24 protein-coding genes are annotated in these 22,747 nt (G+C 60.2%); 9 read left to right on the top strand and 15 right to left on the bottom strand.

What is annotated here, in order from left to right:
- Positions 1-18: 18 nt before the first annotated feature.
- The gene (locus tag ACSQ87_RS23220; RefSeq protein WP_436274478.1) at positions 19-843 is read left to right on the top strand and encodes an alpha/beta fold hydrolase; all 825 of its coding nucleotides are present in this window, start codon (positions 19-21) and stop codon (positions 841-843) included.
- A gap of 116 nt (positions 844-959) precedes the next feature.
- On the opposite strand, the gene ACSQ87_RS23215 is transcribed toward ACSQ87_RS23220, so the two are convergent.
- The 4 genes from ACSQ87_RS23215 to dsbD form a co-directional block, all read right to left on the bottom strand.
- Positions 960-1,916 (bottom strand): hypothetical protein, encoded by a 957-nt coding sequence (locus ACSQ87_RS23215; RefSeq protein WP_223431726.1) that lies wholly within the window; start codon positions 1,914-1,916, stop codon positions 960-962.
- Positions 1,917-2,099: 183 nt separating this feature from the next.
- The gene (gene dsbG / locus ACSQ87_RS23210; RefSeq protein ID WP_436274477.1) at positions 2,100-2,873 is read right to left on the bottom strand and encodes a thiol:disulfide interchange protein DsbG; all 774 of its coding nucleotides are present in this window, start codon (positions 2,871-2,873) and stop codon (positions 2,100-2,102) included.
- Entirely contained in the window at positions 2,849-3,715 is an 867-nt protein-coding gene (locus ACSQ87_RS23205) for a prolipoprotein diacylglyceryl transferase family protein (RefSeq protein ID WP_436274476.1), read from the bottom strand. Before ACSQ87_RS23205 ends, dsbG begins: the two co-directional genes overlap by 25 nt.
- The gene (gene dsbD / locus ACSQ87_RS23200; RefSeq protein ID WP_436274475.1) at positions 3,715-5,451 is read right to left on the bottom strand and encodes a protein-disulfide reductase DsbD; all 1,737 of its coding nucleotides are present in this window, start codon (positions 5,449-5,451) and stop codon (positions 3,715-3,717) included. The genes ACSQ87_RS23205 and dsbD overlap by 1 nt, the downstream gene beginning before the upstream one ends.
- Before the next feature lie 153 nt (positions 5,452-5,604).
- Between dsbD and ACSQ87_RS23195 the strand changes: the two genes are divergently transcribed.
- The 5 genes from ACSQ87_RS23195 (at position 5,605) to ACSQ87_RS23175 (ending at position 10,026) form a co-directional block, all read left to right on the top strand.
- Positions 5,605-6,288, top strand: a complete 684-nt coding sequence (locus tag ACSQ87_RS23195; RefSeq protein ID WP_074878741.1) for a response regulator — start codon at positions 5,605-5,607, stop codon at positions 6,286-6,288.
- Positions 6,285-7,610 carry an ATP-binding protein gene (locus ACSQ87_RS23190; protein ID WP_223431730.1) on the top strand — a complete coding sequence of 442 codons (1,326 nt, stop codon included), beginning with the start codon at positions 6,285-6,287 and terminating at the stop codon, positions 7,608-7,610. The genes ACSQ87_RS23195 and ACSQ87_RS23190 overlap by 4 nt, the downstream gene beginning before the upstream one ends.
- A 131-nt stretch (positions 7,611-7,741) precedes the next feature.
- A complete protein-coding gene (locus ACSQ87_RS23185) occupies positions 7,742-8,227 on the top strand; it encodes an N-acetyltransferase family protein (protein ID WP_436274474.1) in 486 nt (161 codons plus the stop codon).
- A gap of 77 nt (positions 8,228-8,304) precedes the next feature.
- Positions 8,305-9,717, top strand: coding sequence for an aspartate aminotransferase family protein (locus ACSQ87_RS23180; protein ID WP_436274473.1), 1,413 nt, complete (start codon positions 8,305-8,307; stop codon positions 9,715-9,717).
- Between the two features lie 81 nt (positions 9,718-9,798).
- Positions 9,799-10,026: an MbtH family protein gene (locus ACSQ87_RS23175; RefSeq protein ID WP_008152757.1), complete on the top strand. Its 228-nt coding sequence runs from the start codon at positions 9,799-9,801 to the stop codon at positions 10,024-10,026.
- 65 nt (positions 10,027-10,091) lie between these two features.
- On the opposite strand, the gene ACSQ87_RS23170 is transcribed toward ACSQ87_RS23175, so the two are convergent.
- The 9 genes from ACSQ87_RS23170 to ACSQ87_RS23130 all read right to left on the bottom strand — a co-directional run bounded on the left by ACSQ87_RS23170 (position 10,092) and on the right by ACSQ87_RS23130 (position 17,145).
- A complete protein-coding gene (locus ACSQ87_RS23170; RefSeq protein ID WP_436274472.1) occupies positions 10,092-11,003 on the bottom strand; it encodes a metal ABC transporter substrate-binding protein in 912 nt (303 codons plus the stop codon).
- Positions 11,004-11,903: a metal ABC transporter permease gene (locus tag ACSQ87_RS23165; RefSeq protein ID WP_223431734.1), complete on the bottom strand. Its 900-nt coding sequence runs from the start codon at positions 11,901-11,903 to the stop codon at positions 11,004-11,006.
- A complete protein-coding gene (locus ACSQ87_RS23160) occupies positions 11,903-12,739 on the bottom strand; it encodes a metal ABC transporter ATP-binding protein (protein WP_436274471.1) in 837 nt (278 codons plus the stop codon). The genes ACSQ87_RS23165 and ACSQ87_RS23160 overlap by 1 nt, the downstream gene beginning before the upstream one ends.
- Positions 12,736-13,662: a metal ABC transporter substrate-binding protein gene (locus tag ACSQ87_RS23155; RefSeq protein WP_223431736.1), complete on the bottom strand. Its 927-nt coding sequence runs from the start codon at positions 13,660-13,662 to the stop codon at positions 12,736-12,738. The genes ACSQ87_RS23160 and ACSQ87_RS23155 overlap by 4 nt, the downstream gene beginning before the upstream one ends.
- A 35-nt stretch (positions 13,663-13,697) precedes the next feature.
- Complete coding sequence (locus ACSQ87_RS23150) at positions 13,698-14,270, bottom strand: DUF6162 family protein (RefSeq protein WP_223431737.1); 573 nt, start codon at positions 14,268-14,270, stop codon at positions 13,698-13,700.
- A complete protein-coding gene (locus ACSQ87_RS23145; protein WP_223431738.1) occupies positions 14,267-14,596 on the bottom strand; it encodes a hypothetical protein in 330 nt (109 codons plus the stop codon). Before ACSQ87_RS23145 ends, ACSQ87_RS23150 begins: the two co-directional genes overlap by 4 nt.
- The gene (locus tag ACSQ87_RS23140) at positions 14,593-15,135 is read right to left on the bottom strand and encodes a thiamine pyrophosphate-binding protein (protein WP_436274470.1); all 543 of its coding nucleotides are present in this window, start codon (positions 15,133-15,135) and stop codon (positions 14,593-14,595) included. Before ACSQ87_RS23140 ends, ACSQ87_RS23145 begins: the two co-directional genes overlap by 4 nt.
- Positions 15,132-16,331 (bottom strand): PepSY-associated TM helix domain-containing protein, encoded by a 1,200-nt coding sequence (locus ACSQ87_RS23135; protein ID WP_436274469.1) that lies wholly within the window; start codon positions 16,329-16,331, stop codon positions 15,132-15,134. The genes ACSQ87_RS23140 and ACSQ87_RS23135 overlap by 4 nt, the downstream gene beginning before the upstream one ends.
- Positions 16,332-16,686: 355 nt before the next feature.
- The gene (locus tag ACSQ87_RS23130) at positions 16,687-17,145 is read right to left on the bottom strand and encodes a VOC family protein (RefSeq protein ID WP_436274468.1); all 459 of its coding nucleotides are present in this window, start codon (positions 17,143-17,145) and stop codon (positions 16,687-16,689) included.
- Positions 17,146-17,413: 268 nt separating this feature from the next.
- On the opposite strand from ACSQ87_RS23130, the gene ACSQ87_RS23125 reads away from it, so the two are divergent.
- The 3 genes from ACSQ87_RS23125 (at position 17,414) to ACSQ87_RS23115 (ending at position 20,142) form a co-directional block, all read left to right on the top strand.
- A complete protein-coding gene (locus ACSQ87_RS23125; RefSeq protein ID WP_436274467.1) occupies positions 17,414-18,628 on the top strand; it encodes an SfnB family sulfur acquisition oxidoreductase in 1,215 nt (404 codons plus the stop codon).
- 2 nt (positions 18,629-18,630) lie between these two features.
- Entirely contained in the window at positions 18,631-19,296 is a 666-nt protein-coding gene (locus ACSQ87_RS23120) for a methionine ABC transporter permease (protein WP_033059210.1), read from the top strand.
- A gap of 75 nt (positions 19,297-19,371) precedes the next feature.
- The gene (locus tag ACSQ87_RS23115) at positions 19,372-20,142 is read left to right on the top strand and encodes a MetQ/NlpA family ABC transporter substrate-binding protein (protein ID WP_436274466.1); all 771 of its coding nucleotides are present in this window, start codon (positions 19,372-19,374) and stop codon (positions 20,140-20,142) included.
- Positions 20,143-20,364: 222 nt separating this feature from the next.
- Here ACSQ87_RS23115 and ACSQ87_RS23110 read toward each other — a convergent pair whose 3' ends face one another.
- Positions 20,365-21,468 carry a sigma-54 interaction domain-containing protein gene (locus ACSQ87_RS23110; protein ID WP_223431744.1) on the bottom strand — a complete coding sequence of 368 codons (1,104 nt, stop codon included), beginning with the start codon at positions 21,466-21,468 and terminating at the stop codon, positions 20,365-20,367.
- 23 nt (positions 21,469-21,491) lie between these two features.
- A complete protein-coding gene (locus tag ACSQ87_RS23105) occupies positions 21,492-22,679 on the bottom strand; it encodes an acyl-CoA dehydrogenase family protein (protein WP_436274465.1) in 1,188 nt (395 codons plus the stop codon).
- Positions 22,680-22,747 lie beyond the last annotated feature (68 nt).

Genomic DNA, 22,747 nt, shown 5'->3' with positions numbered 1-22,747 from the left:
TGCGAGAGGAGACAGTCAATGCCCTTCGTTACGGTTGATGGACAACCCCTTCACTACCTTGATCAAGGCAGCGGTCCTGCCGTTCTGCTGGCCGGCAGTTATCTGTGGGACCAGACCATGTGGGCGCCGCAGATCGCCGCCCTGTCGCAGCAATACCGGGTGATTGCTCCGGACCTCTGGGGCCACGGTGAATCCGGGCGGATGCCTGAATGCACACAGTCGCTGGATGACATTGCGCGCCAGGCACTGGCCCTGCTCGATCATCTGGACATCGACCGTGTCACGCTGGTCGGTCTTTCGGTCGGCGGCATGTGGGGCGTGCGTCTGGCGCTGTCGGCACCGCAGCGGATCAACGGTCTGGTGCTGATGGACACCTACGTCGGTGTCGAGCCGGAACCGACTCGCCAGTACTATTTCTCTCTGTTCAAACAGATCGAAGACACCGGCGTGATTGCGCCGCAGCTGCTCGATATCGTCGTGCCGATCTTCTTCCGCCCAGGCATCGATCCACAGTCGGCGTTGTATCAGGATTTCCGCGCAAAACTGGCCGCACTGCCGCCGGAGCGTCTGCGCGAAAGCATCGTGCCGATGGGGCGGATTACGTTTGGGCGGGATGATCTGTTGCCGCGACTGGGCGAGTTGAATCCTGAAACTACGCTGCTGATGTGTGGTGACCAGGACAAACCGCGGCCGCCGTCGGAGACGAAGGAGATGGCCGAGTTAATCGGTTGCCCGTATCTGCTGGTGCCGGAGGCCGGGCATATCTCCAATCTGGAAAATTCTGAGTTTGTTACTGAGGCCTTGGTTATGTTCCTGGCAGACAGGGCTTCGTGTAGCGCTTGATAAAAAATATTGTTAAAACGTCACCAAAACCTTCGGTATGAGTATCCTGTAGGAGTTGCTGAAGGTTCGGGCGGTGTTCGGACTATTTATTGATCTATGGCTGGGCGAGTGCAGCGTTACGACAATGAGTTTTTCCAGCGCCATTCAGTATGGTCAGTATTAATTCCCAAGCCTTTGAATTTTTCTTCAACGTACTTTAAACATGCACCGCCATCAGGCATGTAATGCCCAGACGCGTCATTTACCAATCCTATGACATCACGAATGCCCCAGCCGTCCTGAATGTTATCCAGTCTGAATTCGCCAGCACATATAACTGGTCGGCCACTGCCCAGTTGGCTGTGCCTGACATAGTCGTTACGTACTTCGTGCTTCCAGAGTTTGTAGATAATCGAACCTTCGGGAGTGTAGACCCATGTGTAACTGTCATGGGAACCGTTGGCGTTCAGGATTTCGGTCTGTCGACTTTTCAAACGTTCACCCACCAATTTGCCGTCGATCATTCCAACAAGTTGGCCTACGCCATCGATTTTTGATGGGTCATAAGTTCGCCACGACCGAAGGTCGCCGATCCACGGCAACCAGCGAACGGGGTAGGTCTGCGTGTTCACATCTATGGGGCGGTAGTCCGTGTTGAGCCACTCGGACCATGATATTTGTCCGCCCCATACTTGTTGTAAATGAACGGAGGAGTTGGAGAGCCATTGGTGAATTTTCTTAAAAGACTTATTGGTGAAAATACGGTTGGCGGTCAGTACCAATGATTCCAGCTCCCAATCATCACTGGCGATCGGATGCTCGACTGGAAGTTGGTGTAGCGAAATATTTTTCAGTTCGCTGATGTGAACGCTTTGCTTGCCGAAGAAGCGGGGAATATCTATATCAACAGTAATTTTCTGGCCGACTCTGGGGGCGTCACAAAATAATTGCATGTTTCCATTGTGACCCATGCTTATATAGATTTTGTCGTCGGTGCCCGCCCATGATTTATTCTGAATGGTTGCCGATATGCTGAGCTCTGTAATATTGGAGCTGCGTTCGAAGTTACGTAGGTGGTCTGTGAGGGTGTTCATTTTTTAGTGTCCTTTCTGGGTGTTAAAGTCCTTTGTTTTCAGGAAGATAAATGATTGTTTCATTGGTGTCTCGTCGGGGGTGCTACGGGATGTTAAAGTTGCAGCGAAGACGATTGGGGAAATAACTGCCCCCTGCTTGAGCGGCCAGCGGGCAGGATGATTACTCGGTTATAAGTTGGTATGTTATGTGCGTGGCCCGAGAATTTGCACTAATTTGTCCGGCGACGGCGCGCCTTGCTGTTGTTGCAGCTCGCCCTTGTCGTCCATGTAGAAAATCGCCGGGGTGGCCTGCAGCTCCAGGTCTTCCATCAACTGCATGTTGGCCGCCAGTTTCGCCTGAATCTCCGGGGGCACGTTTTTCAGGGCTTTTAGCGAGCTGTTCTTGCCTGACTTTTCATGGTTTTCCAGCGCTTTCTGCGGATCCTTGGCGGCCAGTAGTGCAGCCGATTTCCCCGGACTGTCTTCGCGAATGATGCCGACCATGATGTGCCGCAACTGCACCTTGCCCGCCTTGACCCATGGCCGTGCCTGTTCCCAGAACACGTTGCAATAAGGGCAGTTCGGATCGCTGAACAGGTACACGATCCGCGGCGCATCTTTCTTCCCGTCGCCGATCCAGTTGCTGGCTTCCATCTTGCCCCAGACTTCCTTGGCCATCGGTGCGTAAACCAGCTTCTGCAACGGCGCGCTGCTCAGGTCGTTGCCGTCGGCGTCGTACAGATTGCCGAGCAGCACATGCTTGCCATCCGGGGTCAGGTACAACGCCATGCCACGGTTCTGGTACTGCGCCGCATAACCGCGCAAGCCGTCGGGTGCGTCGAATTGGCCGACGATTTTTGCGCCCTTGGCTTCGATTTTCTTGATCGCTTCGGGCAATTCTTCGGCGGCCTGCACCGACGGTAGATGCAGCAGGGCGGCGGCCAGGGTCAACGTCAGCAGGTGGCGGAGGCGGGGCATGGCAATTTCCTTGAAGAGGTGGCCGGTACGGCAGGATTCGGGGTGTCGAAGTTTTCCAGGGCGCGGGCCAGGCTGGCTTCCGACAGCTCACCCAGATGGCTGCCCAACAGGCGACCGTCGGGGCTATAGAACAGCGTAGTCGGCAACGCCATGGAGCCGACGGCCTGACCCAATCGGCCACTGCCGTCGAACAGCACGTTGGACAGGCTCAGGCCCTGGGTTTCCAGAAAAGTACTGACGCTTTGCATGCTTTCAGCCTGATTGACGAACAGGAACGTCAGGTCCGGGCGGTGTTGCTGGGCGTTTTCCAGCACCGGCATTTCCCGACGGCACGGCGGACACCAGGTGGCCCAGAGATTGATCACCAATGGGCCGCCCTTGTAATCGGCCAGTTGCACGGTTTCACCGGCGGCATTGCGCAGGGTGATTTCCGGCAGGCGTGTGCCTTGTTCGTAAATCGTCAGGGAGAAGGTCGCCAGCAGCCAGAACGCCAGACCGCTGGCCACGCCAAAGCCCAACGGGCGGCGCAAGCCCGGGCGACGCCAGCCTCGATACAACGCGGCCAGCAGCAGCACGATCACACCGGGCCAGGCGAGGAAACCGCTGTCGCGCAGGTCGATGATCTGCCAGGGGTCATCGCGATAATGGGCCCAGTAAACGGCCACGAAACCGACCCGTGCGGCCAGCATGCCCAGCAGGAACAGGCTGAACAGCACCGACTCCGGATTCTCGCCGCCGCGCTTGGCCACCCGCCAGCCGACGAAAGTCGCCAGCGCCAGGGCACTGATCAGCAGCAGGTGATTGAGCGCGATGGCAAAAGTGCCGAGGGTAAAGGTCAGCATTAACGGGCGTCTCGGGTGGTGGTCCAGCGTTGCAGGAAAGTGTCGGCATCGACTTCGCCGGTGATGCGCTGGCTGCGACGCTCGATGCCGTCGGCGCCGATCCACAGCAGGCTCGGTGGCCCTGGCACTTTATAACGGCCGAGCAGTTCGCGGCTGGCGGCATTGTCGGCGGTGACGTCCAGCCGTAGCAAGCGCACATCGCTCAAGGCTTGCAGTACGTGAGGTTTGCCGAACACCTGTTTTTCCATGACCTTGCACGACACGCACCAGTCGGCGTAGTAGTCCAGCAGCACCCATTGGCCCTGAGCCTGTGCCGTGTCGAGTTCCCGTTGCAGAGCTGCCGGGTCCTTGATCGTGGTGAATGCGTCGTGGCCGACCGGGTTTGCGGCGCTGCTCGAGTTTGAAGCGCTGTAGACCTGCAAAGGCTTCACCAAGTCATCACTGCCACCGGCAGCACCGATCAGCAGCAGGCTGCCCCACACACCCAGCAATAGTGAGCTGGCGCCGAACACATGGGCGACGCGACTGAAACCTTCCGACTGCTTCCAGGCGCTGTACGCGGCAATCAGCAGCAACGCACCGCACAAACCAATCCACAGTGATTCATCCAGCACCGGGCGCAGCATCAACAACGCGGTGGCGAGGAACAGGAAGCCGAATATGCCCTTAAGCAGGTTCATCCAGGCGCCGGGTTTGGGCAGGAATCGATTGCCGACGGTGACCAACAACAGCAGCGGCACACCGATGCCGATGCCCATGGTGAACAGAATCAGCCCGCCATGCAGCGCATTGCCGCTTTGAGCGATGTAGAGCAAGGCGCCCGCCAGCGGGGCAGTCATGCACGGACCCACCAGCAAACCGGACAAGGCCCCCAACACACCGGCGCCGAATAGGCTGCCGCCGCGCTGATTGCGCGAGACGTTTTCCAATCGATCACGCACGGCCACCGGCAGTTGCAACTCGAAGAAACCGAACATCGGCAACGCCAGCAACACAAACACAGCCGCGAAACTGCCCAGCAACCAAGGGTTCTGCAACAACGCCTGCAGATTCGCCCCGAGCAGCGCGGCCAGCACGCCCATCGCCGCATACACCAGCGCCATGCTCACGACGTAACTGGTGGCCAAGGCGAAGCCGCGCTTGGGCGTGGCGCCACTGCCGACGATCAAACCGGCGAGAATCGGCAGCATGGGCAACGAGCAAGGGGTGAAAGCGAGTAATAGGCCCAAGCCAAAGAACACCAGCAAGCTCCAGCCCAAACCGCGCTGTTGCAATCCGCTGGCCAAGGCTTGATCCGGCGCCTCGTTTGTCGCAGAAGTGGCCGCGTTGCCGCCCAGATCCACGACCTGCGTTTGCGGCGGGTAACACAACCCTGCATCGGCACAGCCCTGGAAGCCCACTTTGATTTGACCCGTGGCACCTGCCGGGATCTTCAGTTCCAGACCCTGACGATAGACCTGCTGTTCGCCGAAGAACTCATCGCTGTGCGCTTCGCCTTCAGGTAGTACTGGATGGTGCTCAGCGGGCAAGCCATCGAATTTCAGGCGTTTCTGATAAAGGTAATAACCGTCGGCGATCTGCCAATAGAGCTGGGTTTCACCGGACTCAAGGCGTTCGGAAGTGAAAACGAATGCCTTTTCCACGGGCAAAAATTCGGGTTTGGTCGCGAACGGATCAGTCCCTGCCTGGGCCGCACCCGAGATCAAGAGAACAAAAAATAAAAACAGTCGACGCATGGGTAAGCCTTAGCCCTGTGCAAGTGAGGTGCAGAATGGGAGGCGGCGATTAACCGATGATTAACCACAGTGGTCTTGTGGCAATGGCGCTTGCGGCATAATGTCCGCTTAATCGGCCACCGGCCTAATCACCTTTTTTCAACAGGTCTCACCATGCACGTACTGGTTTGCGAAGACGACGAGTTGATCGCCAGCGGCATTGTCGCCGGCCTCACCGCTCAGGGCCTGACGGTAGAACATGTCGCCACCGCATCGTCTGCCCGGGCGATGCTCAAGGTCGCCGAGTTCGATGTGATGGTGCTCGACCTCGGTCTGCCCGATGAGGACGGTTTGAAGCTGCTGCAGCAGTTGCGGCACAGCGGTCTGGAAATCCCGGTGTTGATCCTCACCGCCCGGGATTCAGTCACCGACCGTGTTGATGGCTTGCAGGCTGGCGCTGACGATTACTTGCTCAAGCCTTTCGACCTGCGCGAACTGGCCGCGCGCCTGCACACCTTGTTGCGACGAGTGGCGGGGCGCAGCGTCAACCTGATCGAACATGGCCGTCTGACTTACGACCCAAGCAGTCGCGAAACCATGCTCGGCGGCCAGCCGGTGGACCTTTCCCGTCGTGAGCAGTCGCTGTTGCAGGCCTTGCTGCATAATCGGGGACGGGTGCTGTCCACCGAGCAACTGAAAGACAGCGTGTATGGTTTTAACGATGAGCTGGAAAGCAACGCTCTCAATGTGCATATCCATCACCTGCGGCGCAAACTCGGCAATGGCATTGTCGAGACGGTGCGCGGTCTGGGCTATCGCCTGGGGCCGGCCGATGGCGCAGAGGAATTGAAAAAGTGATGAGCCTGCGTTTGCGTCTGAGCCTGACTCTCGGCGCCGCTTTTGCCCTGATCTGGGCCTTGGCCGCGGCCTGGATGCTCAGCGACCTGCGCAATCAGATGATGTTTTCCCTCGACCAGCGGCTTGTAGCGTCGGCACGCATGGTCGCCGGCCTGATGGAGCAATTGCCGCCATTGCCGAGCAAAGGCGAGGGTACCCATTTCAGCGCTGAACAACTGAACCTCCCCGGCGGCATGGCCTGCCAGGTCAGTTCATTGCGCGGCGAAATCCTCGCCCGCAGTCACACCGATCCGCAACAAACCCTGGAAGCCGAGAAAATGGGCTTCCACGACCAGATGATCGACGGTGCACCGTGGCGCAGTTTCACCCTGGCCCGCGGCGACGTGCGCATCACCACCGCCGACCGGCAGATCGAGCGTGAGGCCTTGAACATGTCGATCCTGCTGGCGGCTTCGGTGCCGGTGGGCGTGGCCTTGCTCGGTTGCCTGTGCCTGCTTTGGCTGGGAATCGGTCAGGGGCTGGCACCACTCAACCGCATGCGCGATGCCTTGATGCGCCGCAGCGCCGACTCTCTGGAACCGCTGCAGATCCAGCCGCTGCCCAGCGAACTGCAACCGTTACTGGACACCCAGAATCAGCTGTTCCAGCGCATCGGCAAGACCATCGAACGGGAACGCCGTCTGACCGGTGACGCCGCTCACGAGCTGCGCAGCCCGCTGACGGCGATCAAGACCCACCTGCAAGTGGCGCGCATGACCGATGGCGCAGCCCGGGATCAATCCCTGGCCCGGGCCGAAGAGGGCGCCGATCGCCTGCACCGAACCCTTGAACAACTGCTGTTGCTGGCGCGGGTCGAGGGCAGTCTGTCGTTCGATGACGGCGTGCAATGCAGCGCCGAGCAGGTGGCGAAACTGGCGATTCAGGACGCCGCCAGCGGGGATCGTCAGCGGATCAAGCTGCAGATGCCGAGCAAATTCTCCGCTGCACCGGTGCAAATGCCAGCAGTTTTGTCGATTGCGGCGTTGCGCAACCTGTTGGACAACGCCCTGCGTCATACCCCTGGCGAAGGAGCGGTGGAGCTGAGCCTGGAAACCACTGGCAGTTGCGTGCGCTTTTTGGTCCGCGACCACGGCCCGGGGATTGCGGAAGACGATCTGCAACACCTGACCCAACGCTTCTGGCGCAACGGCCAGAGCACCGGCTGCGGCCTGGGTCTGGCGATTGTTCAGGCAATCGTCCAGCGCTGCGGCTGTACGTTGCATTTCGACAGCCAACCGGATGGGTTGCGGGTTGAGTTGACCATGCCCTTGCAACCAATCTAACAACCACAACCGATCCCTGTAGGAGGTTCTGTGTTGCACATCAAATGTAACTCCTCTCCATTGGCATTCTAGCCGTCACCAGCGCTATCGTCCCCGGCAGCTTTTTCTCAATGGATTGAGGTAACAGCGCCATGGATGCACCCCTACACATTTGCAAGGCAACCCCCGCCGACGCCGGCATCATCAGCCGGATCGTCGAGCGATCCATCCGCGTGGGTTGCGCGCTCGACCATCGCAACGATCCACTCACCGTCGCCACCTGGACCCACAACAAAACCATCGAACACGTGCAGCCGTGGCTGACCGACGAGCGGTTGTACCTGAACATCGCCCTGTTGCACGACAAACCGGTCGGCGTCGCGATGGCTGCGATCAGCGGCAAGGTCGCGTTTTGTTACGTGCAACCGGAATGGTTTCGTCGCGGGGCCGGGCAAGCGCTGGTGCGCGACCTCGAAGGCTGGCTGACCGATCAGGGTTTGCGCCAGGCACGACTCAACAGCACTCGCACCAGTGAAGCGTTTTACCGTCATTTGGGTTACCAGCCTTGCGCCGAAACCTTCGCCGTAGCCGGGCTCCACGCGATTCCCATGCACAAAGCCCTGATACCCCCTTCATAGAAAGCTGATCGAGGGTCTAAATCCTCGGCGCCCTGATGCGTTTCCAGAACAGGAAAACCTTATTGAGGGGTCGAGAGATGTCAGTCGCTACCAGCCTTATGGAAGATCAGTCGGCCCGGATCACTTCGGCGCCGACCGAGACGCTTTATCAGTTCAACGAATCGCCGCTGCTGGCCCGTCAAAACCAGCAGGAATCGAATGCCCGCAGCTATCCGCGACGCATTCCCCTGGCCCTCAAGCGTGCCAAGGGCATTTATGTCGAAGACGTCGAAGGCCGCCGTTTCATCGACTGCCTGGCTGGCGCAGGGACGTTGGCCCTTGGGCACAACCATGCGGTGGTGATCGAAGCGATCCAGCAAGTGCTGACCGATGAACTGCCGCTGCACACCCTCGACCTGACCACCCCGGTCAAGGATCAATTCGTCCAGGACCTGTTCGGTCTGCTGCCGCCGGCATTGGCCGCTGAAGCGAAGATCCAGTTCTGCGGCCCGACCGGCACCGACGCGGTGGAAGCCGCGCTGAAACTGGTGCGCACCGCCACCGGGCGCAGCACCGTGTTGTCGTTCCAGGGCGGTTATCACGGCATGAGCCAGGGCGCGCTGAGCCTGATGGGCAGTCTGGGGCCGAAAAAACCCTTGGGTGCCTTGCTCAGCAGCGGCGTGCAGTTCATGCCGTATCCCTACGATTACCGCTGTCCGTTCGGGCTCGGCGGCGCGCAAGGCGTGCAGGTCAACCTGAATTACCTGGAAAACCTGCTCAATGATCCCGAGGCTGGCGTGCAATTGCCAGCCGCGGTGATCGTTGAAGTGGTGCAGGGCGAGGGTGGGGTGATCCCGGCCGATCTCGACTGGCTGCGCGGCCTGCGGCGGATTACCGAAAAGGCCGGCGTGGCGCTGATCGTCGACGAGATTCAGAGCGGTTTTGCCCGCACCGGTAAGATGTTCGCCTTCGAACACGCCGGGATCATTCCGGATGTGGTGGTCATGTCCAAAGCCATCGGCGGCAGTTTGCCACTGGCGGTGGTGGTTTACCGTGACTGGCTCGACACCTGGCTGCCGGGCGCCCATGCCGGGACCTTCCGTGGCAATCAAATGGCGATGGCCGCAGGTTCTGCGGTGATGCGTTACCTGACCGAACACAAGGTCTGCGAGCACGCTGCCGCCATGGGCGAACGCTTGAGCGAACACCTGCGCATCCTGCAACGGGACTTCCCGCAACTGGGTGATATTCGCGGTCGTGGCTTGATGCTGGGTGTTGAGCTGGTCGATCCAACGGGCGAGCCGGATGCCTTGGGGCATCCACCGATCTTCGGTCGTCTGGCGCCGCTGGTGCAGCGTGAATGCCTCAAGCGCGGCTTGATTCTTGAACTGGGCGGCCGTCATGGCGGCGTGGTGCGTTTCCTGCCGCCGCTGGTGATCACTGCCGCAGAAATCGATCGGGTAGCCGAGATTTTCGGCCGGGCCATGGCTGCTGCCACCGCCAGCCTCTAAATTTTTCAGCCTCTGACACGTTCCTTCTACATGACGGCTGCGCACGCAGTGCAGCCCCCCCTACAGCGATGGAGAAACACCATGACTTCAGTATTCGACCGCGAGGACATCCTCTTTCAGGTCGTGGTCAACCACGAAGAGCAGTACTCGATCTGGCCCGACTACAAAGCCGTGCCAGCAGGCTGGCGCACCGTGGGCAAAAGCGGCCTGAAAAAGGAATGCCTGGCTTACATCGAAGAAACCTGGACTGACATGCGTCCGCTGAGCTTGCGCCAGAAAATGGAAGAACAGGCAGCTGTCGCTCACTGAGTCACAGCGCAAAAATAAGCCCGCTGAACCGATATCGGTCAGCGGGCTTTTTATTGGTGTTGATCTTAGGCCGATGGCTTGCCGCTCAACCCCTTGATCAGCAAATCCACATTTCCTTCCAGCTCGGCCACCGGATCCGCCGCATCCACACTCAACACCACCAACCGACTCCCGGCCTCGGCAATCGCCGCTTTCACCGCCTCCGACGGCTGCCGGTGGTGCAACACCACCGCCACGTCATTGTCCTTGAGCGTCGCACCCAATTGCTTGAGCGCTTCGGGTGTCCACTCGGCATCCGGTCGCGCATCGAGGCCAATCAGCTCCAGGTTTAGACCGCCAATCAGATAGCCAAAGTGATCACTCAGGCTCATCACGCTGAGGTTGTCGGCACTGGCCAGCCGCGCTTCGCTGTCGGCGCTGAACTTGAGCAAGCGCTGTTTGAGCGCCGCCAGGTTAGCCTCGATCTTCGGCTTGACCTCGGGCGCCAGACGCACCAGGTCCGCCGCCATCACGTCCGCCATCCGCCCCATATTGTTGCTGGAAAACCACGGCTGACTGTTCAACCCATCAACCTTGTTGCCAGGCTGCACGGCGATGCCGGGCAGGGCGCCGTCCACCGGGCGGGCGGCGTCGACCTCGACGATGCGGATGTTGCTACGCCGGGAAATCGGGTATAGCGGATCATCCGCCCACAGCGAACGCAGACCAATCACCGCATCGGCGTCGGTCGCCAGTTTGGCCAGCGCCGGAGCGCCACGACCTGTGAAGTACGCGGTCTGCCGGCTACCGGGCAGGTTCGCCGGCGCGGCACGTTCAAGGTTGACGTCGGTGCCTTTGAGCAAGACTTCGCCCAGACCATAAGTGATCGGCAAGGACGCCAGCACGCGCAGCGGTTTGGCGCTGTCAGCTGCAAAGGTTGTGTTGACCAGTCCGCACAGGGCTGCGGCCAGGGTCAGTTGACGCAGAGAGAAGGACATTTATCCGAGATTCCCTTTCAGGCTGGGGACAACGCCACGCGCAATGGCGGCGAGAGCGAAGGCGATACCGGCCACCAGAATGATCGCGGCGCCGGACGGGATAGGCAGGTCGAATACAATCGGCGCGAGAATCCCGCACAGCGTGCTGACCGTGGCGATCAGCACCGAACACCAGAAGAAGCCCTTCAGCGACTGACTCAGCAATCGCGCCGCCGCTGCCGGAATCACCAACAGGGCACCGACCAGAATCGCGCCGATGACTTTCACCGCCGCCACGGTGATCAGGGTCACCAGAATCACAAACAGATAATCCAGCGTCTTCACCGCCACACCACGGACCGCCGCCAGTTGCGGATTGAAACTGGCCAGCATGATGCGGTTGTACAGCGGCAAGGCCAGCGCCATGACCAGCGAACCGACGATGGCCAACACCAGCAGGTCATTGCCGTTGACGGTCAGTACCGAACCGAACAACACGTTTTCGAGGATGTGCACGTTGATCTTGCCCGCCAGAATCAGCAGCAGACTGGCACCCAGCGCCAACGACACCGACAGAAACACACCGATCAACGTATCCGGCGCCAGACCCGTGCGGTTGCGCAGGTAGTTCAGCAAAACGCCGAACAACAAGCAGTAGCCGAACAGGCTGCCGTAAGGCCCGGTGTACGGTTCGCCCAGCAGAATGCCGATGGCCACGCCGGTCAGCGCCGCGTGGCCCACCGCTTCGGAGAAAAACGCGAAACGCTTGACCACCACCAACGTACCCAAACCGCCCAGCACCGGGCCGATCAGCAAACCGGCGAGCAACGCATTGACCACAAATCCATAGGCCAGCGCCTCAGGCAGATAACCTGACGAGGCCCAACCCTGGACCATCAAACGAAAGGCTTCATAACTCATCAGGCAGCGCTCCGTGGATGGGTCGAGAACAGGGTCAGCAGGCGTTCCGGGGTCAGCGCCTGTTTCGGCGTGGCATCGAACAGCACCCGGCGATTGAGCCCGGTGACGCGATCCGCCAGACGACCCACGGCTTCCAGATCATGCTCGATCCACAGCACGGTGATGCCGCTCTGGCGCCAGTCGCCAAGCAGCCGTTCGAACACCTGAATTCCCGCCTCATCCAAAGCTGACATCGGTTCATCCAACACCAGCAACAGCGGCGCCGGAATCAACCCTTGAGCCAGCAACACACGCTGACGCTCACCGCCGGACAACGCGCCCATGCGCCGCTTGCGTTTGTCCTGCATGCCGACCCGTTCCAGGGCTTCGCCAATCGCTGCGGCGTAGTGCTTGCTCAAACCGAGAAACGCCGGACGCCGCTGGCACATCGCGGCCATGAAATCGTCGACGGTCATCGGCAAACCCCGATCGAATTCCAGGGCTTGAGGCACGTAGCCGATGGTTCCGGGTGGGCCGGGCCATTGCAGACTCAGGCGACCCTGATGCGGCATCTGCCCGAGCAAGGTCTTGATCAGCGAACTCTTGCCGCCACCGTTGGGGCCGACCAGCGCATGCACGCTGCCGGGCTGGACCTGAAAAGTGACGTTGTCGAGGATCGTCGTGCGGCCGAGGGTCAGGCTGACCTCCGCAAAATCCAAGGTCGGCCCCGAAACCTGTGGGAGCGGGCTTGCTCGCGAAAGCGGTGGGTCAGTCAACGTTGAGGTCGACTGACACTCCCTCTTCGCGAGCAAGCCCGCTCCCACAGGGGATTCGCTGATGGTTTCTTTAGCGGTCATTTGCCGGACTCCTGAATCGCCCGGACCACGGTGTTGAGGTTGCCGGTCATTTCCTTTTCATACTTGTCGGCGGTGTACTCGCCATAGGAAATGTGCGACAGCGGGTACAGCTTCACCCCGGATTCACGCTGAATGGTCTCGACGTAGGTGGACGGGAAATCCATCTCCGAGAAGATCACTTTCACGTCCAGTTCCCGCAGTTGATCGATGGTCTTTTTCAGCTGGCTCGGGCTCGGTTCGATGCCGTGCGCCGGTTCGACCACCGCGGTCACTTCCAGGCCGAATTCGCGCAGCAAATAGTCGTACGCCGCGTGAACCGTGGCCACTCGCAGTTCGGCGTTCGGTGCCTGGGTCAGTTTCGCCAGGGCATCAGCGCGCATCTGCCGCAGGCGTTTGCCGTAGGCGCGGGCGTTCTGGGTGTAGGTCTTGGCATTGGCCGGGTCGAGCTTGCCCAGTTCCCGGGCGATGTTGTTGACCTGGGCAATCGAGGCGCTGATCGACAGGAACGTGTGCGGGTTTACGACCTTGCCGGCGCCACGAGCGGCGACGCCGGTAGCGGCCAGCAACGGCACGTTTTCGTTGGCTTCGATCACTGGGACGTTTGGGGTTTCGCTGGCGGCGATCATGCGGTCGGCGAAGTCGTCATGGCCGACACCGTTCAGCACGACCACGTCCAGACCGCTGATGCGCTTGATGTCTTCGGCGCGCGGCTCGTAGGCATGCGGGTTGAAACCGGCCGGAATCAGCGGCACCACCTCGGCCTTGTCACCGACGATGTTCGCCACGTAACTGTAATAAGGGTGCAGGGTGATGCCGATGCGCAGGCGCTTGGCCTCGTCAGCACTGGCCAGCGGGGTCAGCAGACAAGCCAGTAAGCCGACCAACATCAGGCGCAAGAAAGAATGTTGAGATGAAATAGGCATGGGAAAGCGGTCTTCTCTCGGGTGAAGGCGAGGGTTCAGTGCCGGTGCTGGCGGGTCACGCCGGCATCGAATTGCGCGACGATCTGCTGCCAGCCGGCGCTTTCCAGCGCGGCGTCGGTGAGGTTGGTCGGGGCCGCGAGGGCGTTGCCGCGGTTGAGCCAGACGTCCGGCGCATCGTCGTCAGCGGTCAAACGCATCAGAAACGAACCCGCCACGGTGGGCGTCTGGCTCTGGCCGAAGTAAGCCTTGGCGTCGAGCAATTGCCAGGCATGACCGCCACGGCTGACGGAACTGGCGTCCTGGGCGAACGGTGCAAAACCTTCATCGGCGAGGGCGGCGGGGGCGGGTAGCGCCTGTTGCTCCTGACGCAGCAGATGAATTTCGTCGAGCGTCACCCGCAGGTCGGCGTAGATGCCTTGCTCGGACGCGCTCAAGTCACGGCGGGCATCCAGTTGATGGCTGCCAACGCTGCTGACTTCCTGAGACTCACCGCGCCACGCGACCACCGAGCCGGCAACCGCGAGGATCATCAGGCACAACAGCAGCACGTAAAGGGTTTCATGGCCGGCACCGGCCGGGCGGACGATTTGCGTAGTCGGCGTACTCATGGGGCTTCGATGTCGGCTTGGTCGATCTCGACGACGTGACCGGGACCTGCGTCGAACAGCACGTAGAACTCGGCGCCGGGCTTCTTGAAGGTCAGGGTTGAATCGGCGCCGAGCTTGCCCGGCACCAGGATGGTTTCGTCGTAACCGATCACGTCCAGGGTCACCCCCGGCGCGCCGCTGCCGTCGGAGAAACCGCCGGTGCATTTGATCTGCTCGGCGTCGATGGCTTTGCATTCGCACATCGGGTTGTGGGCCAGGGCGCTGGCGCTGAAACCGGCGCAGAGCACCAGCAGCGTGGCGCTTAGAGGACGTAGAACGTTGATCATGGTTTGCCTCCTTGTTGGTTCAGCCAGGCGAGGGTGGCCGGGGATGCCTGGCTCAGGGGGACGGAGGCCTGATGCATGGCGCCATCCCAGCCTTCCATGGTGATCCACAGTTCGGCGTCGGCTTTGGTCTTCTCGGGGATCGGCAACATCGCGCCCATGCGGTACGGCGTGCCGAAGAAAATCACCCCGGCAGCGCGCAGGCTGCGCGGTTTGCCAATGCGCAGGTACGTCGCCTTGACCTGTTCGCGGCAGCTGTCGCACAGCGCCGCGTTGAAGCTTTTCATGTAACCGGCCGGACCATCAAGGGTCGGCGCTTCGTTGCGCAACTCGGCCAGGCGCAGGCTCCAGGGGCCTACCTGAACCTCTCCGATCTCCCGCTCGCCCAGGCCGGTGTCACCGCGAAACAGCGCCGCGTCGGCGAAGTACTTGGGCATAAAACCCAGCGGCACCAGCAACAGCAGAACGTTGATGTGGAAGCGCCATTTGTGCCAGAAACGGCTCAGTTTTGAAGCCGGTTTATCAGCGATGAACAGGCTCATTGGCTGACCTCCGTGGTTTCACGGCTGTTGGCCGCAGCGGTCTGACTGCGCGGGCGTTTATGGCTGCGCTTGAAGGCGTTGGCCGTGGCCAGGGCGGTGCGCTTGGTCCAGATCAACAGGCCGCTGAGGACCATCATGCTGAGGATCAGACCGAAGAAGAACCAGATCAACTTGATCCACATGCCGCCGAAATCCCCGGTGTGCAGAGGACGCATGGATTCGGTCACCAGCTCCAGGCCGGAACGGTCCGACAACAGGCGGGTGGCGGCGATGTCGCCGGTGTACGGGTTGATATCGGCGGTCTGGAACATCAGCGGATACCAACTGCGTCCGCCCACCGAGAGGTAGCTATAGGCATTGGCGGGCAGGCTGACGAAGCTGTCGTCCAGTCCGGGAATACGTTCCTTGGCTTCGCGGATTGCTGTTTCCAGGCTGATCATCGGCGCCGGCGAACCGTCGGCAGTCAGCGGGACACTTTCACGCGGAACCACGGCAGCGACCGGCGCGGTGCTGATCGAAATCTGGTTATCGAACATGAACGCCTGAATCAGAAACCAGGTGCTGGTGATGGAAATCACCGCGATAAACCAGATCGACCAGATGCCGCTGAGGCGGTGAAAGTCGCCCCAGAAAATTCGTGCACCGTGACGAATGCGCAACGTCGGGCGCAAGAAACCTTTCCAGAAACGCTTGTAGACCACCAGCCCGGTGACCAACGAAGCCAGCAGCGGCAAGCTCAGGAATGACACCAGATACCAGCCCCAGCTGTAACCGTTGGTGAAGGGCACCAGCCACCAACCATGCAGGGCGCGGGTAAACGCCTTGAAATTGAATTGTGGGGCCGTGCCCTGAATCACGCCGCTGTAGGGATTGACGTAAACCGTCACGGAGCGACCGTCGGGATAGGTGACGTCCACATCGAGGGCGAAGTGCGATTCATCGGGTCGGCTGATGGCCTCAACCAGAGTGTTGGGCTCAGCCTTCTTGATGGCGGCGATGATCTGGTCATAACTGAGCAGCGGCGCATCGTCCGAAGGTTGGCTGGCGCGCATTTGCGGGTTGGCCAGCCAGACGATTTCCTGGCTGACCACCGCCAGGGTGCCGGTCACGCAGACGATCAGTACGAAAAACCAGATCGGCAATGCCAGCCAGCTATGGACCAGAAACCAGAGTTTTGAACGGGATTTCTTCGACATGATTAAAGGTCTTGTTTCGATGAGCGGGCCTCTGCTGCGGGCTTCCCAGCGATGAGGTCCATGAAAGGCCAGGCCGTGGCTTTTGCCTACGCGGGCCGACTGCATCTAAATAAGACGGATGAGCATCGAAAATCCCGAAGGGGGATATGAAAGAAAATGTTTCGTGTTCCGGTAAGCACATAACCCTGTGGGAGCGGGCTTGCTCGCGAAGGCGTCGTGTCAATCGACATCAGTTTGACTGACACACCGCTTTCGCGAGCAAGTCGAATCGTCGCACCGCCGCTCCCACAGTGGATCGGTGTTGAACATTAATTCTGCGTACACAGCCGATCCCCTGTGGGAACGATCATTGGGTTCAACCCTGGCTGAACATCTCCTTCGCCCGCTGCTCGATCTGCTCCTGAGTCAGATCTTCCTTGCGCGTGGCCAGAAACCACAGATGCCCGTAGGGATCCTTCAAGGTCCCCGAGCGGTCGCCATAAAACTGATCCTTGACCTCGGACACCACTGTGCCGCCAGCCGCAATCGCCTGTTTATAAGACTTGTCCACATCATTCACATACAGATGCAGCCCCACGGACGGCGACTTGTCCGGATTGCTCAATGGACCCTGATCGCAAGGCGTGCCGAGCATGATTAGGCAATCGCCGATGCGCAGTTCGGCGTGGCCGATGCCGCCATCGGGCATGGACAGGCGCATGACTTCGGTGGCGCCAAAGGCTTTCTTGTAGAACTCGATGGCTTCGGCCGCTTTTTGAATGCCCAGATACGGGGTGATGCTGTGATAACCCTCTGGAATGGGTTTGACGCTCATGGCTGTTCTCCCTGTTTTTGTTGTCAGTCGAGAAAGATCCTGTGCCGTTTTCCGGCCGAGTAACTATAGGTCAGCCTCTTTTCTGCAACCGAGTGTCCGACGAGCAGCAGTGCCACTGTTCAGCCATCAACAGCGAAGCAGCAGATTGCTCTTGCTCGTTATCTTGAGGTCGCGAAAGTACCGCTGAACTCCCCGAAAACATTGGCTCGGACGGTCAGGCACAGAAGCTGCAATGCCCTCTGGTAAACATTGGTACCGAGAGACTTGTATGCCTGAATCTGCCGTTTATCCGATCAACCCGCCGGCCGCCCATCGGATCGCCAACGAAGCCGAAGCCTTGCGCGTCGCCGAACGCATTGCCGCGGTGTTGCTGGAGCAAGACGCCGAGCGCGATCGCACCCGCCAAGTGCCCGCCGAGATCGTCGATCTGTATTCCAACAGCGGCTTGTGGGGCATCAGCGTGCCGAAAGAGTTCGGCGGCGCGCAGGTGTCCTATGCGGTGCTGGCGCAGGTCATTGCGATCATCTCGGCGGCCGATCCGTCCCTGGGGCAAATCCCGCAAAATCACTATTGCCTGCTAGAAGACATTCGCTTGCAAGGCACACCTGAACAGCAAGCGCACTTCTTCGGTCTGGCGCTGCAAGGTCACCGCTTTGCCAATGCCTTGTCGGAAACCGGCGGCAAGAACGTGCAGGACATTCAGGCGACCCTCCGCCGTTTCGGTGACGGCCATGTGATCAACGGCCGCAAGGGTTATTGCACCGGTTCGCTCTACGCCCACTGGCTGGCGGTGCTGGCGCTGGATGAAGAGCAGAAGGGCCAGTTGGCCTTCGTCGAGCGTGGCACCAAAGGGTTGGTGATCGTCGACGACTGGGACAGCATCGGTCAGCGCACCACCTCCAGCGGCACGGTGCTGGCTGAGGACCTGCACGTCTCGGCGTTCAATCTGTTCCCGACGTATCGCTCTTATGAAACACCCACCCTGGCAGGACCGTTCGCGCAGTTGACCACCGCCGCCATTGACGCCGGCATCGCCCGCGCGGCCCTGCGCGACACCATCACATTCGTTCAGCAATTCGCCCGGCCGTGGATCGATGCGGGTGTGGAAAAGGCCAGCGAAGATCCGCTGACCATCATTCAGGTCGGCGGCCTGGAGATTCGTCTGGAAGCGGCCGAAGCCTTGCTGGAACGCGCCGGTTGGGCGCTGGATGCCGCACGTTCGGCACCTGATGAAGACAACGTCGCGCAAGCTTCATTGGCCGTCGCCAAAGCCAAAGTGCTGACCACCGAAATCGCCATCGAGGCCAGCAACAAACTCTTCGAACTCGGCGGCACCCGCTCGACCCTGAGGAAACACAACTTCGACCGCCACTGGCGCAACGCCCGGGTCCATACCCTGCACGACCCAGTGCGCTGGAAGTACCACGTGGTCGGCAACTGGCTGCTCAATGGCGTCAAACCACCGCGCCACGACTGGTCGTGACCATGGCTGAGTGGCTGAAAAATATCTATTGGGCCGACATTGCCCAAGCCTGCCTCGACACCCTGAGCATGCTCGGTGCCGCCCTCGGTTTTACCGTGCTGCTGGGCCTGCCGCTGGGTGTGGTGCTGTTCCTCACCGGCAAGCGCCAATTGCATGAAGCGGTCGGTGTTTATCGGGTGCTGTCGGTGATCGTGAACATGCTGCGTTCGCTGCCGTTCATCATTTTGCTGATCGTGCTGATTCCCCTGACCACGTTGTTGGTCGGCACTTCACTTGGTGTGCCGGGGACTATCCCGCCGCTGGTCGTCGGTTGCACGCCGTTCTTCGCGCGCCTGGTTGAAACTGCCTTGCGCGAAGTCGATCGCGGGGTCGTGGAAGCGACTCAGGCCATGGGCGCCAACACGTGGCAGATCATCCGCCATACCTTGTTGCCCGAAGCACGGGGAGGGTTGCTGGCGGCGGTCACGGTGACCGCGATTGTGCTGGTGGATTACACGGCAATGGCCGGGGTGATCGGTGGCGGCGGTCTTGGCGACCTGGCGATCCGCTACGGCTATCAGCGTTTTCAGACCGACGTAATGGTGGTCACCGTGGTGCTTCTGCTGATCCTGGTCCAGGCCCTGCAAATGACCGGCGACCGACTGGTGGCGCGCTACAGCCGACGATAAAAACTCGATCTAACCCTTAAAAATCGGCCCAACGTCCGCCCCACGACGGCCACTCAATCTGCCTAGGAGCACAGCATGAAAAAGACCCTGGCCATTCTGGCTGCCGTCCTGTCGTTCAACGCTCACGCCAACGAAAAACTCATCGTCGGCGCCACCCCGGTGCCGCACGCGGAAATCCTCGAATTCGTTAAACCGACCCTGGCCAAGGAAGGCGTGGACCTGGACATCAAGGTTTTCACCGACTTTATCCAGCCCAACCAGCAATTGGCCCTGAAGAACCTCGACGCCAACTATTACCAGTACCGGCCATTTCTCGATGACTTCAACAAAACCCGCCATACCGATCTGGTGCCGGTGGTCGGCGTGCACATCGAACCGTTTGGCGCTTACTCGACCAGGATCAAAAACATCGCCGAATTGAAGGATGGCGCCACGGTGTCGATCCCCAACGATCCGGTGAACACTGGTCGCGCGTTGGTTTTGTTACACGAAGCTGGCCTGATCAAACTCAAGGACCCGAGCAACACCCTGGCCACTCAGCGCGACATCATCGAAAACACCAAGCACCTGAAAATTCGTGAACTGGAAGGTGCGCTGCTGGCACGTTCGGTGAGCCAGGTGGACCTGGCGTTTGTCTTCGCCAACTACGCACTGGAAGCGGGGATTGATACCAACAGCGCGTTGATTGTCGAGAAGGGCAAGAGTCTGTACATCGAGTTTCTGGTCGCGCGCCCGGACAACATCAATGATCCAGGCTTGCAGAAACTGGCCAAGGCGTTGAATTCCGATGAGGTTCGGCAGTTCATTTTGACGCGCTACAAAGGACAGATTGCACCAGGGTTCTAAGCGAATTAATTGTGGCGAGGGAGCTTGCTCCCGGTGGGCTGCGAAGCAGCCCAAAACCGGAAAATGCGGTGCTTCAGACAGACCGTGCGAGCCGGGTTTACGACTGCTGCGCAGCCGAGCGGGAGCAAGCTCCCTCGCCACAGGAGTGCGATCAATTCGACTCCAGCAGCTGCGCCCCTTGGAACGCAGCCATGACAACAAGCTGCACTGCAATCTGGTGGGTTAGATCGATAACTGCATGACACGCTCGCCCTGGAGATTTTCCGTGGGCCGGCGTTTGTTCACCGCCAGTTCGCCGATCTTGATCAGTCGCGTGCGCGTTACGTTGCGGCTCAGCCCCAGCAAAGCAGCGGTGTGCACCTGGTTGTAATGGCTGAATCGATAGGCCGCCCGCAGTAAAGCGTCTTCGACTTTCTCATGCAGCGCTCCAGCCTGTTCTTCGAAGAGCTTTTGAAAGGCCCGATCGAGCAGCGCTTCCGGTGAGTCGTCGACGTTGTTGTGGTAATCATCCTGACGCTCGATGCGCATGTTCGACAGGCGCAGGTCGTCGCGTTCGATCACGCCGTTTCGGCAGATCAGCAGGGTGTGGTGAATGACGTTTTCCAGCTCGCGGATGTTGCCCGGCCAGCTGTAGCTGCGCAGTTTCAGTTCGGCGTCTTTGCTGATGGTGATGGTGCCGTAGCCGAGACGCTGGCTGTAGGCTTCGACGAAGTGTCGGGTCAGCGGCAGGATGTCGCCGGGGCGGTCGCGCAGCGGGCTCAACTCCAGGCTGACCACGTCGAGGCGGTAGTACAAATCCTCACGGAAATGCCCGGCGTTGATGGCTTTCTCCAGTTGCACGTTGGTCGCGGCCAGCACCCGCACGTTGATGGGGATGCTCTTGCGCGAACCCAGTCGCACCACTTCGCGCTCCTGCAACACTCGCAACAACTTGACCTGAATCGCCATCGGCAAATCGCCGATTTCATCGAGGAACAACGTGCCGCCGTCGGCCTCTTCGAACCATCCGGCCTTGGCGCTCAACGCACCGGTAAAGGCGCCTTTTTCATGGCCGAACAACTCGGCCTCCACCAGGGATTCGGAGAACGCGCCGCAGTTCACCGCCACGAATGGCCGGTTGCGCCGGGCGCTGAGGTTGTGGATATGCCGCGCCACCAGCTCCTTGCCGGTGCCGGTTTCGCCGATGATCAGCACGCTGGCTTCACTCGGTGCGACTTGTTGAATGTGGGCGAGCAAGGCCTGGGATTTAGGGTCTTCGAACACCTGCGCCGTGGCACGAATTGAGGTGGCCAGGGCGGGCGAGGGCGGTAAGGTCAGCAGTTGCATGGGCAGGCTCCATGAGTAGAAGGCTATGAATAGAAAGTCGGAATCGGCAGGGACTGGTTGAGCGCCCAGTCACCGAGTTCATGGAGTTTGTAATCCACCGGGTCGTGCAGTGTTTGCGTGCGCAAGTTACGCCAGTGGCGATCCAGTCGCAGTGACGCATGGGTTGAACGGGCGCCGGTCACTTCGAACAACCGGCTACAGAGTTCCAGACCGTTGCGGGTGGCAGCGACCTTGGCCGTGGCGATGGCGTTAGCCAGGTGTCCACGTTCTTCGGCGCTGAGGTTCGGGCCTTTGGCCCAGGCCTTGTCGAGCAACCCGGCAGCGCGCTCCACCAGCAGTCGAACACTTTCGAGGGCGACCCAGAATTCGCCGTAGTGGCCGAGTACATAAGGATCCTGGCGCACATCCTGAGCACTGGATTTGTGCCACGGACGGGTCTCGGTGAGGGTGTATTGTCGCGCCTCTTCGAAGGCACCTTCGGCGATGCCGAGGAACATGTGGGTGAAGGTCAGCTGGGCAATCAACGGCCGCAGGCAGGCGAATGGCGTACTCAACGGACCCGGATCGAGGAGCAATTCCGACTCTTCGACCCGTACCCGTTCGAACGTCGCGCTACCGCTGTCGGTCTGGCGCTGGCCCATGTTGTTCCAGTCGTTATGCAAGGTGATGCCGCTGCGACCGCTGGGAATCGCGGCGATCAACAGCTTGCCGCCAGCGCTTTCATCCACCGCCGAGGCGATCAGCATTTCCGAATCGCTGGCGCCGGAGCAGAAACTTTTCTTGCCGGAAAACTCACGCCAGCCACCAAGGTTTTTCACCACGGTGCGGGTGTCCAGCGGATTGAGGGCGTTGCCCCAGAACCAGTTCTTGCGCGCGGTCTGTTCGAACCATGGCTGCCACTGCTCGGACCGGGCGAACAAGCGCACGGTGGCGAGCATCAGGTGATGGAAGCCGAAGACATGGGCAATCGAACTGTCGACCTTGGCGAACTCACGCACGATGCTCAGGGTGTCACTCCAGCTGGCGCCGTGGCCGCCGTATTGGGTGGGAATGCTTAACGCGAGCAGACCGCTGTGGCGCAAGGCATCACGTTCGGCTTTGGGTGTACCGCCACGTTCATCGCGCTCGACAGCGGTCAGGACAAACTCGGCGGCCAATCGGCGGGCGGTCTGCAGGGGAGATATCAGGGCGCTTTGCGGTTTGGCAGTCACAGAGATAATCCTTATTAAAATCGACACAAATCCCCTGTGGGAGCGGGCTTGCTCGCGAAGAGCGTCCG

The sequence above is a fragment of the Pseudomonas sp. LjRoot277 genome, from assembly GCF_964253845.1.
Lineage (GTDB): Bacteria > Pseudomonadota > Gammaproteobacteria > Pseudomonadales > Pseudomonadaceae > Aquipseudomonas.
This window is presented reverse-complemented; position numbering and strand designations above follow the sequence as displayed.

What these genes read in the sequence shown, in the direction of transcription:
- ACSQ87_RS23220 (WP_436274478.1), top strand. Translation starts at nt 19, where the DNA reads ATGCCCTTCGTTACGGTTGATGGACAACCCCTTCACTACCTTGATCAA.
- ACSQ87_RS23215 (WP_223431726.1), bottom strand. Translation starts at nt 1,916, where the DNA reads ATGAACACCCTCACAGACCACCTACGTAACTTCGAACGCAGCTCCAAT.
- dsbG (WP_436274477.1), bottom strand. Translation starts at nt 2,873, where the DNA reads ATGCCCCGCCTCCGCCACCTGCTGACGTTGACCCTGGCCGCCGCCCTG.
- ACSQ87_RS23205 (WP_436274476.1), bottom strand. Translation starts at nt 3,715, where the DNA reads ATGCTGACCTTTACCCTCGGCACTTTTGCCATCGCGCTCAATCACCTG.
- dsbD (WP_436274475.1), bottom strand. Translation starts at nt 5,451, where the DNA reads ATGCGTCGACTGTTTTTATTTTTTGTTCTCTTGATCTCGGGTGCGGCC.
- ACSQ87_RS23195 (WP_074878741.1), top strand. Translation starts at nt 5,605, where the DNA reads ATGCACGTACTGGTTTGCGAAGACGACGAGTTGATCGCCAGCGGCATT.
- ACSQ87_RS23185 (WP_436274474.1), top strand. Translation starts at nt 7,742, where the DNA reads ATGGATGCACCCCTACACATTTGCAAGGCAACCCCCGCCGACGCCGGC.
- ACSQ87_RS23180 (WP_436274473.1), top strand. Translation starts at nt 8,305, where the DNA reads ATGTCAGTCGCTACCAGCCTTATGGAAGATCAGTCGGCCCGGATCACT.
- ACSQ87_RS23175 (WP_008152757.1), top strand. Translation starts at nt 9,799, where the DNA reads ATGACTTCAGTATTCGACCGCGAGGACATCCTCTTTCAGGTCGTGGTC.
- ACSQ87_RS23170 (WP_436274472.1), bottom strand. Translation starts at nt 11,003, where the DNA reads ATGTCCTTCTCTCTGCGTCAACTGACCCTGGCCGCAGCCCTGTGCGGA.
- ACSQ87_RS23165 (WP_223431734.1), bottom strand. Translation starts at nt 11,903, where the DNA reads ATGAGTTATGAAGCCTTTCGTTTGATGGTCCAGGGTTGGGCCTCGTCA.
- ACSQ87_RS23160 (WP_436274471.1), bottom strand. Translation starts at nt 12,739, where the DNA reads ATGACCGCTAAAGAAACCATCAGCGAATCCCCTGTGGGAGCGGGCTTG.
- ACSQ87_RS23155 (WP_223431736.1), bottom strand. Translation starts at nt 13,662, where the DNA reads ATGCCTATTTCATCTCAACATTCTTTCTTGCGCCTGATGTTGGTCGGC.
- ACSQ87_RS23150 (WP_223431737.1), bottom strand. Translation starts at nt 14,270, where the DNA reads ATGAGTACGCCGACTACGCAAATCGTCCGCCCGGCCGGTGCCGGCCAT.
- ACSQ87_RS23145 (WP_223431738.1), bottom strand. Translation starts at nt 14,596, where the DNA reads ATGATCAACGTTCTACGTCCTCTAAGCGCCACGCTGCTGGTGCTCTGC.
- ACSQ87_RS23140 (WP_436274470.1), bottom strand. Translation starts at nt 15,135, where the DNA reads ATGAGCCTGTTCATCGCTGATAAACCGGCTTCAAAACTGAGCCGTTTC.
- ACSQ87_RS23135 (WP_436274469.1), bottom strand. Translation starts at nt 16,331, where the DNA reads ATGTCGAAGAAATCCCGTTCAAAACTCTGGTTTCTGGTCCATAGCTGG.
- ACSQ87_RS23130 (WP_436274468.1), bottom strand. Translation starts at nt 17,145, where the DNA reads ATGAGCGTCAAACCCATTCCAGAGGGTTATCACAGCATCACCCCGTAT.
- ACSQ87_RS23125 (WP_436274467.1), top strand. Translation starts at nt 17,414, where the DNA reads ATGCCTGAATCTGCCGTTTATCCGATCAACCCGCCGGCCGCCCATCGG.
- ACSQ87_RS23120 (WP_033059210.1), top strand. Translation starts at nt 18,631, where the DNA reads ATGGCTGAGTGGCTGAAAAATATCTATTGGGCCGACATTGCCCAAGCC.
- ACSQ87_RS23115 (WP_436274466.1), top strand. Translation starts at nt 19,372, where the DNA reads ATGAAAAAGACCCTGGCCATTCTGGCTGCCGTCCTGTCGTTCAACGCT.
- ACSQ87_RS23110 (WP_223431744.1), bottom strand. Translation starts at nt 21,468, where the DNA reads ATGCAACTGCTGACCTTACCGCCCTCGCCCGCCCTGGCCACCTCAATT.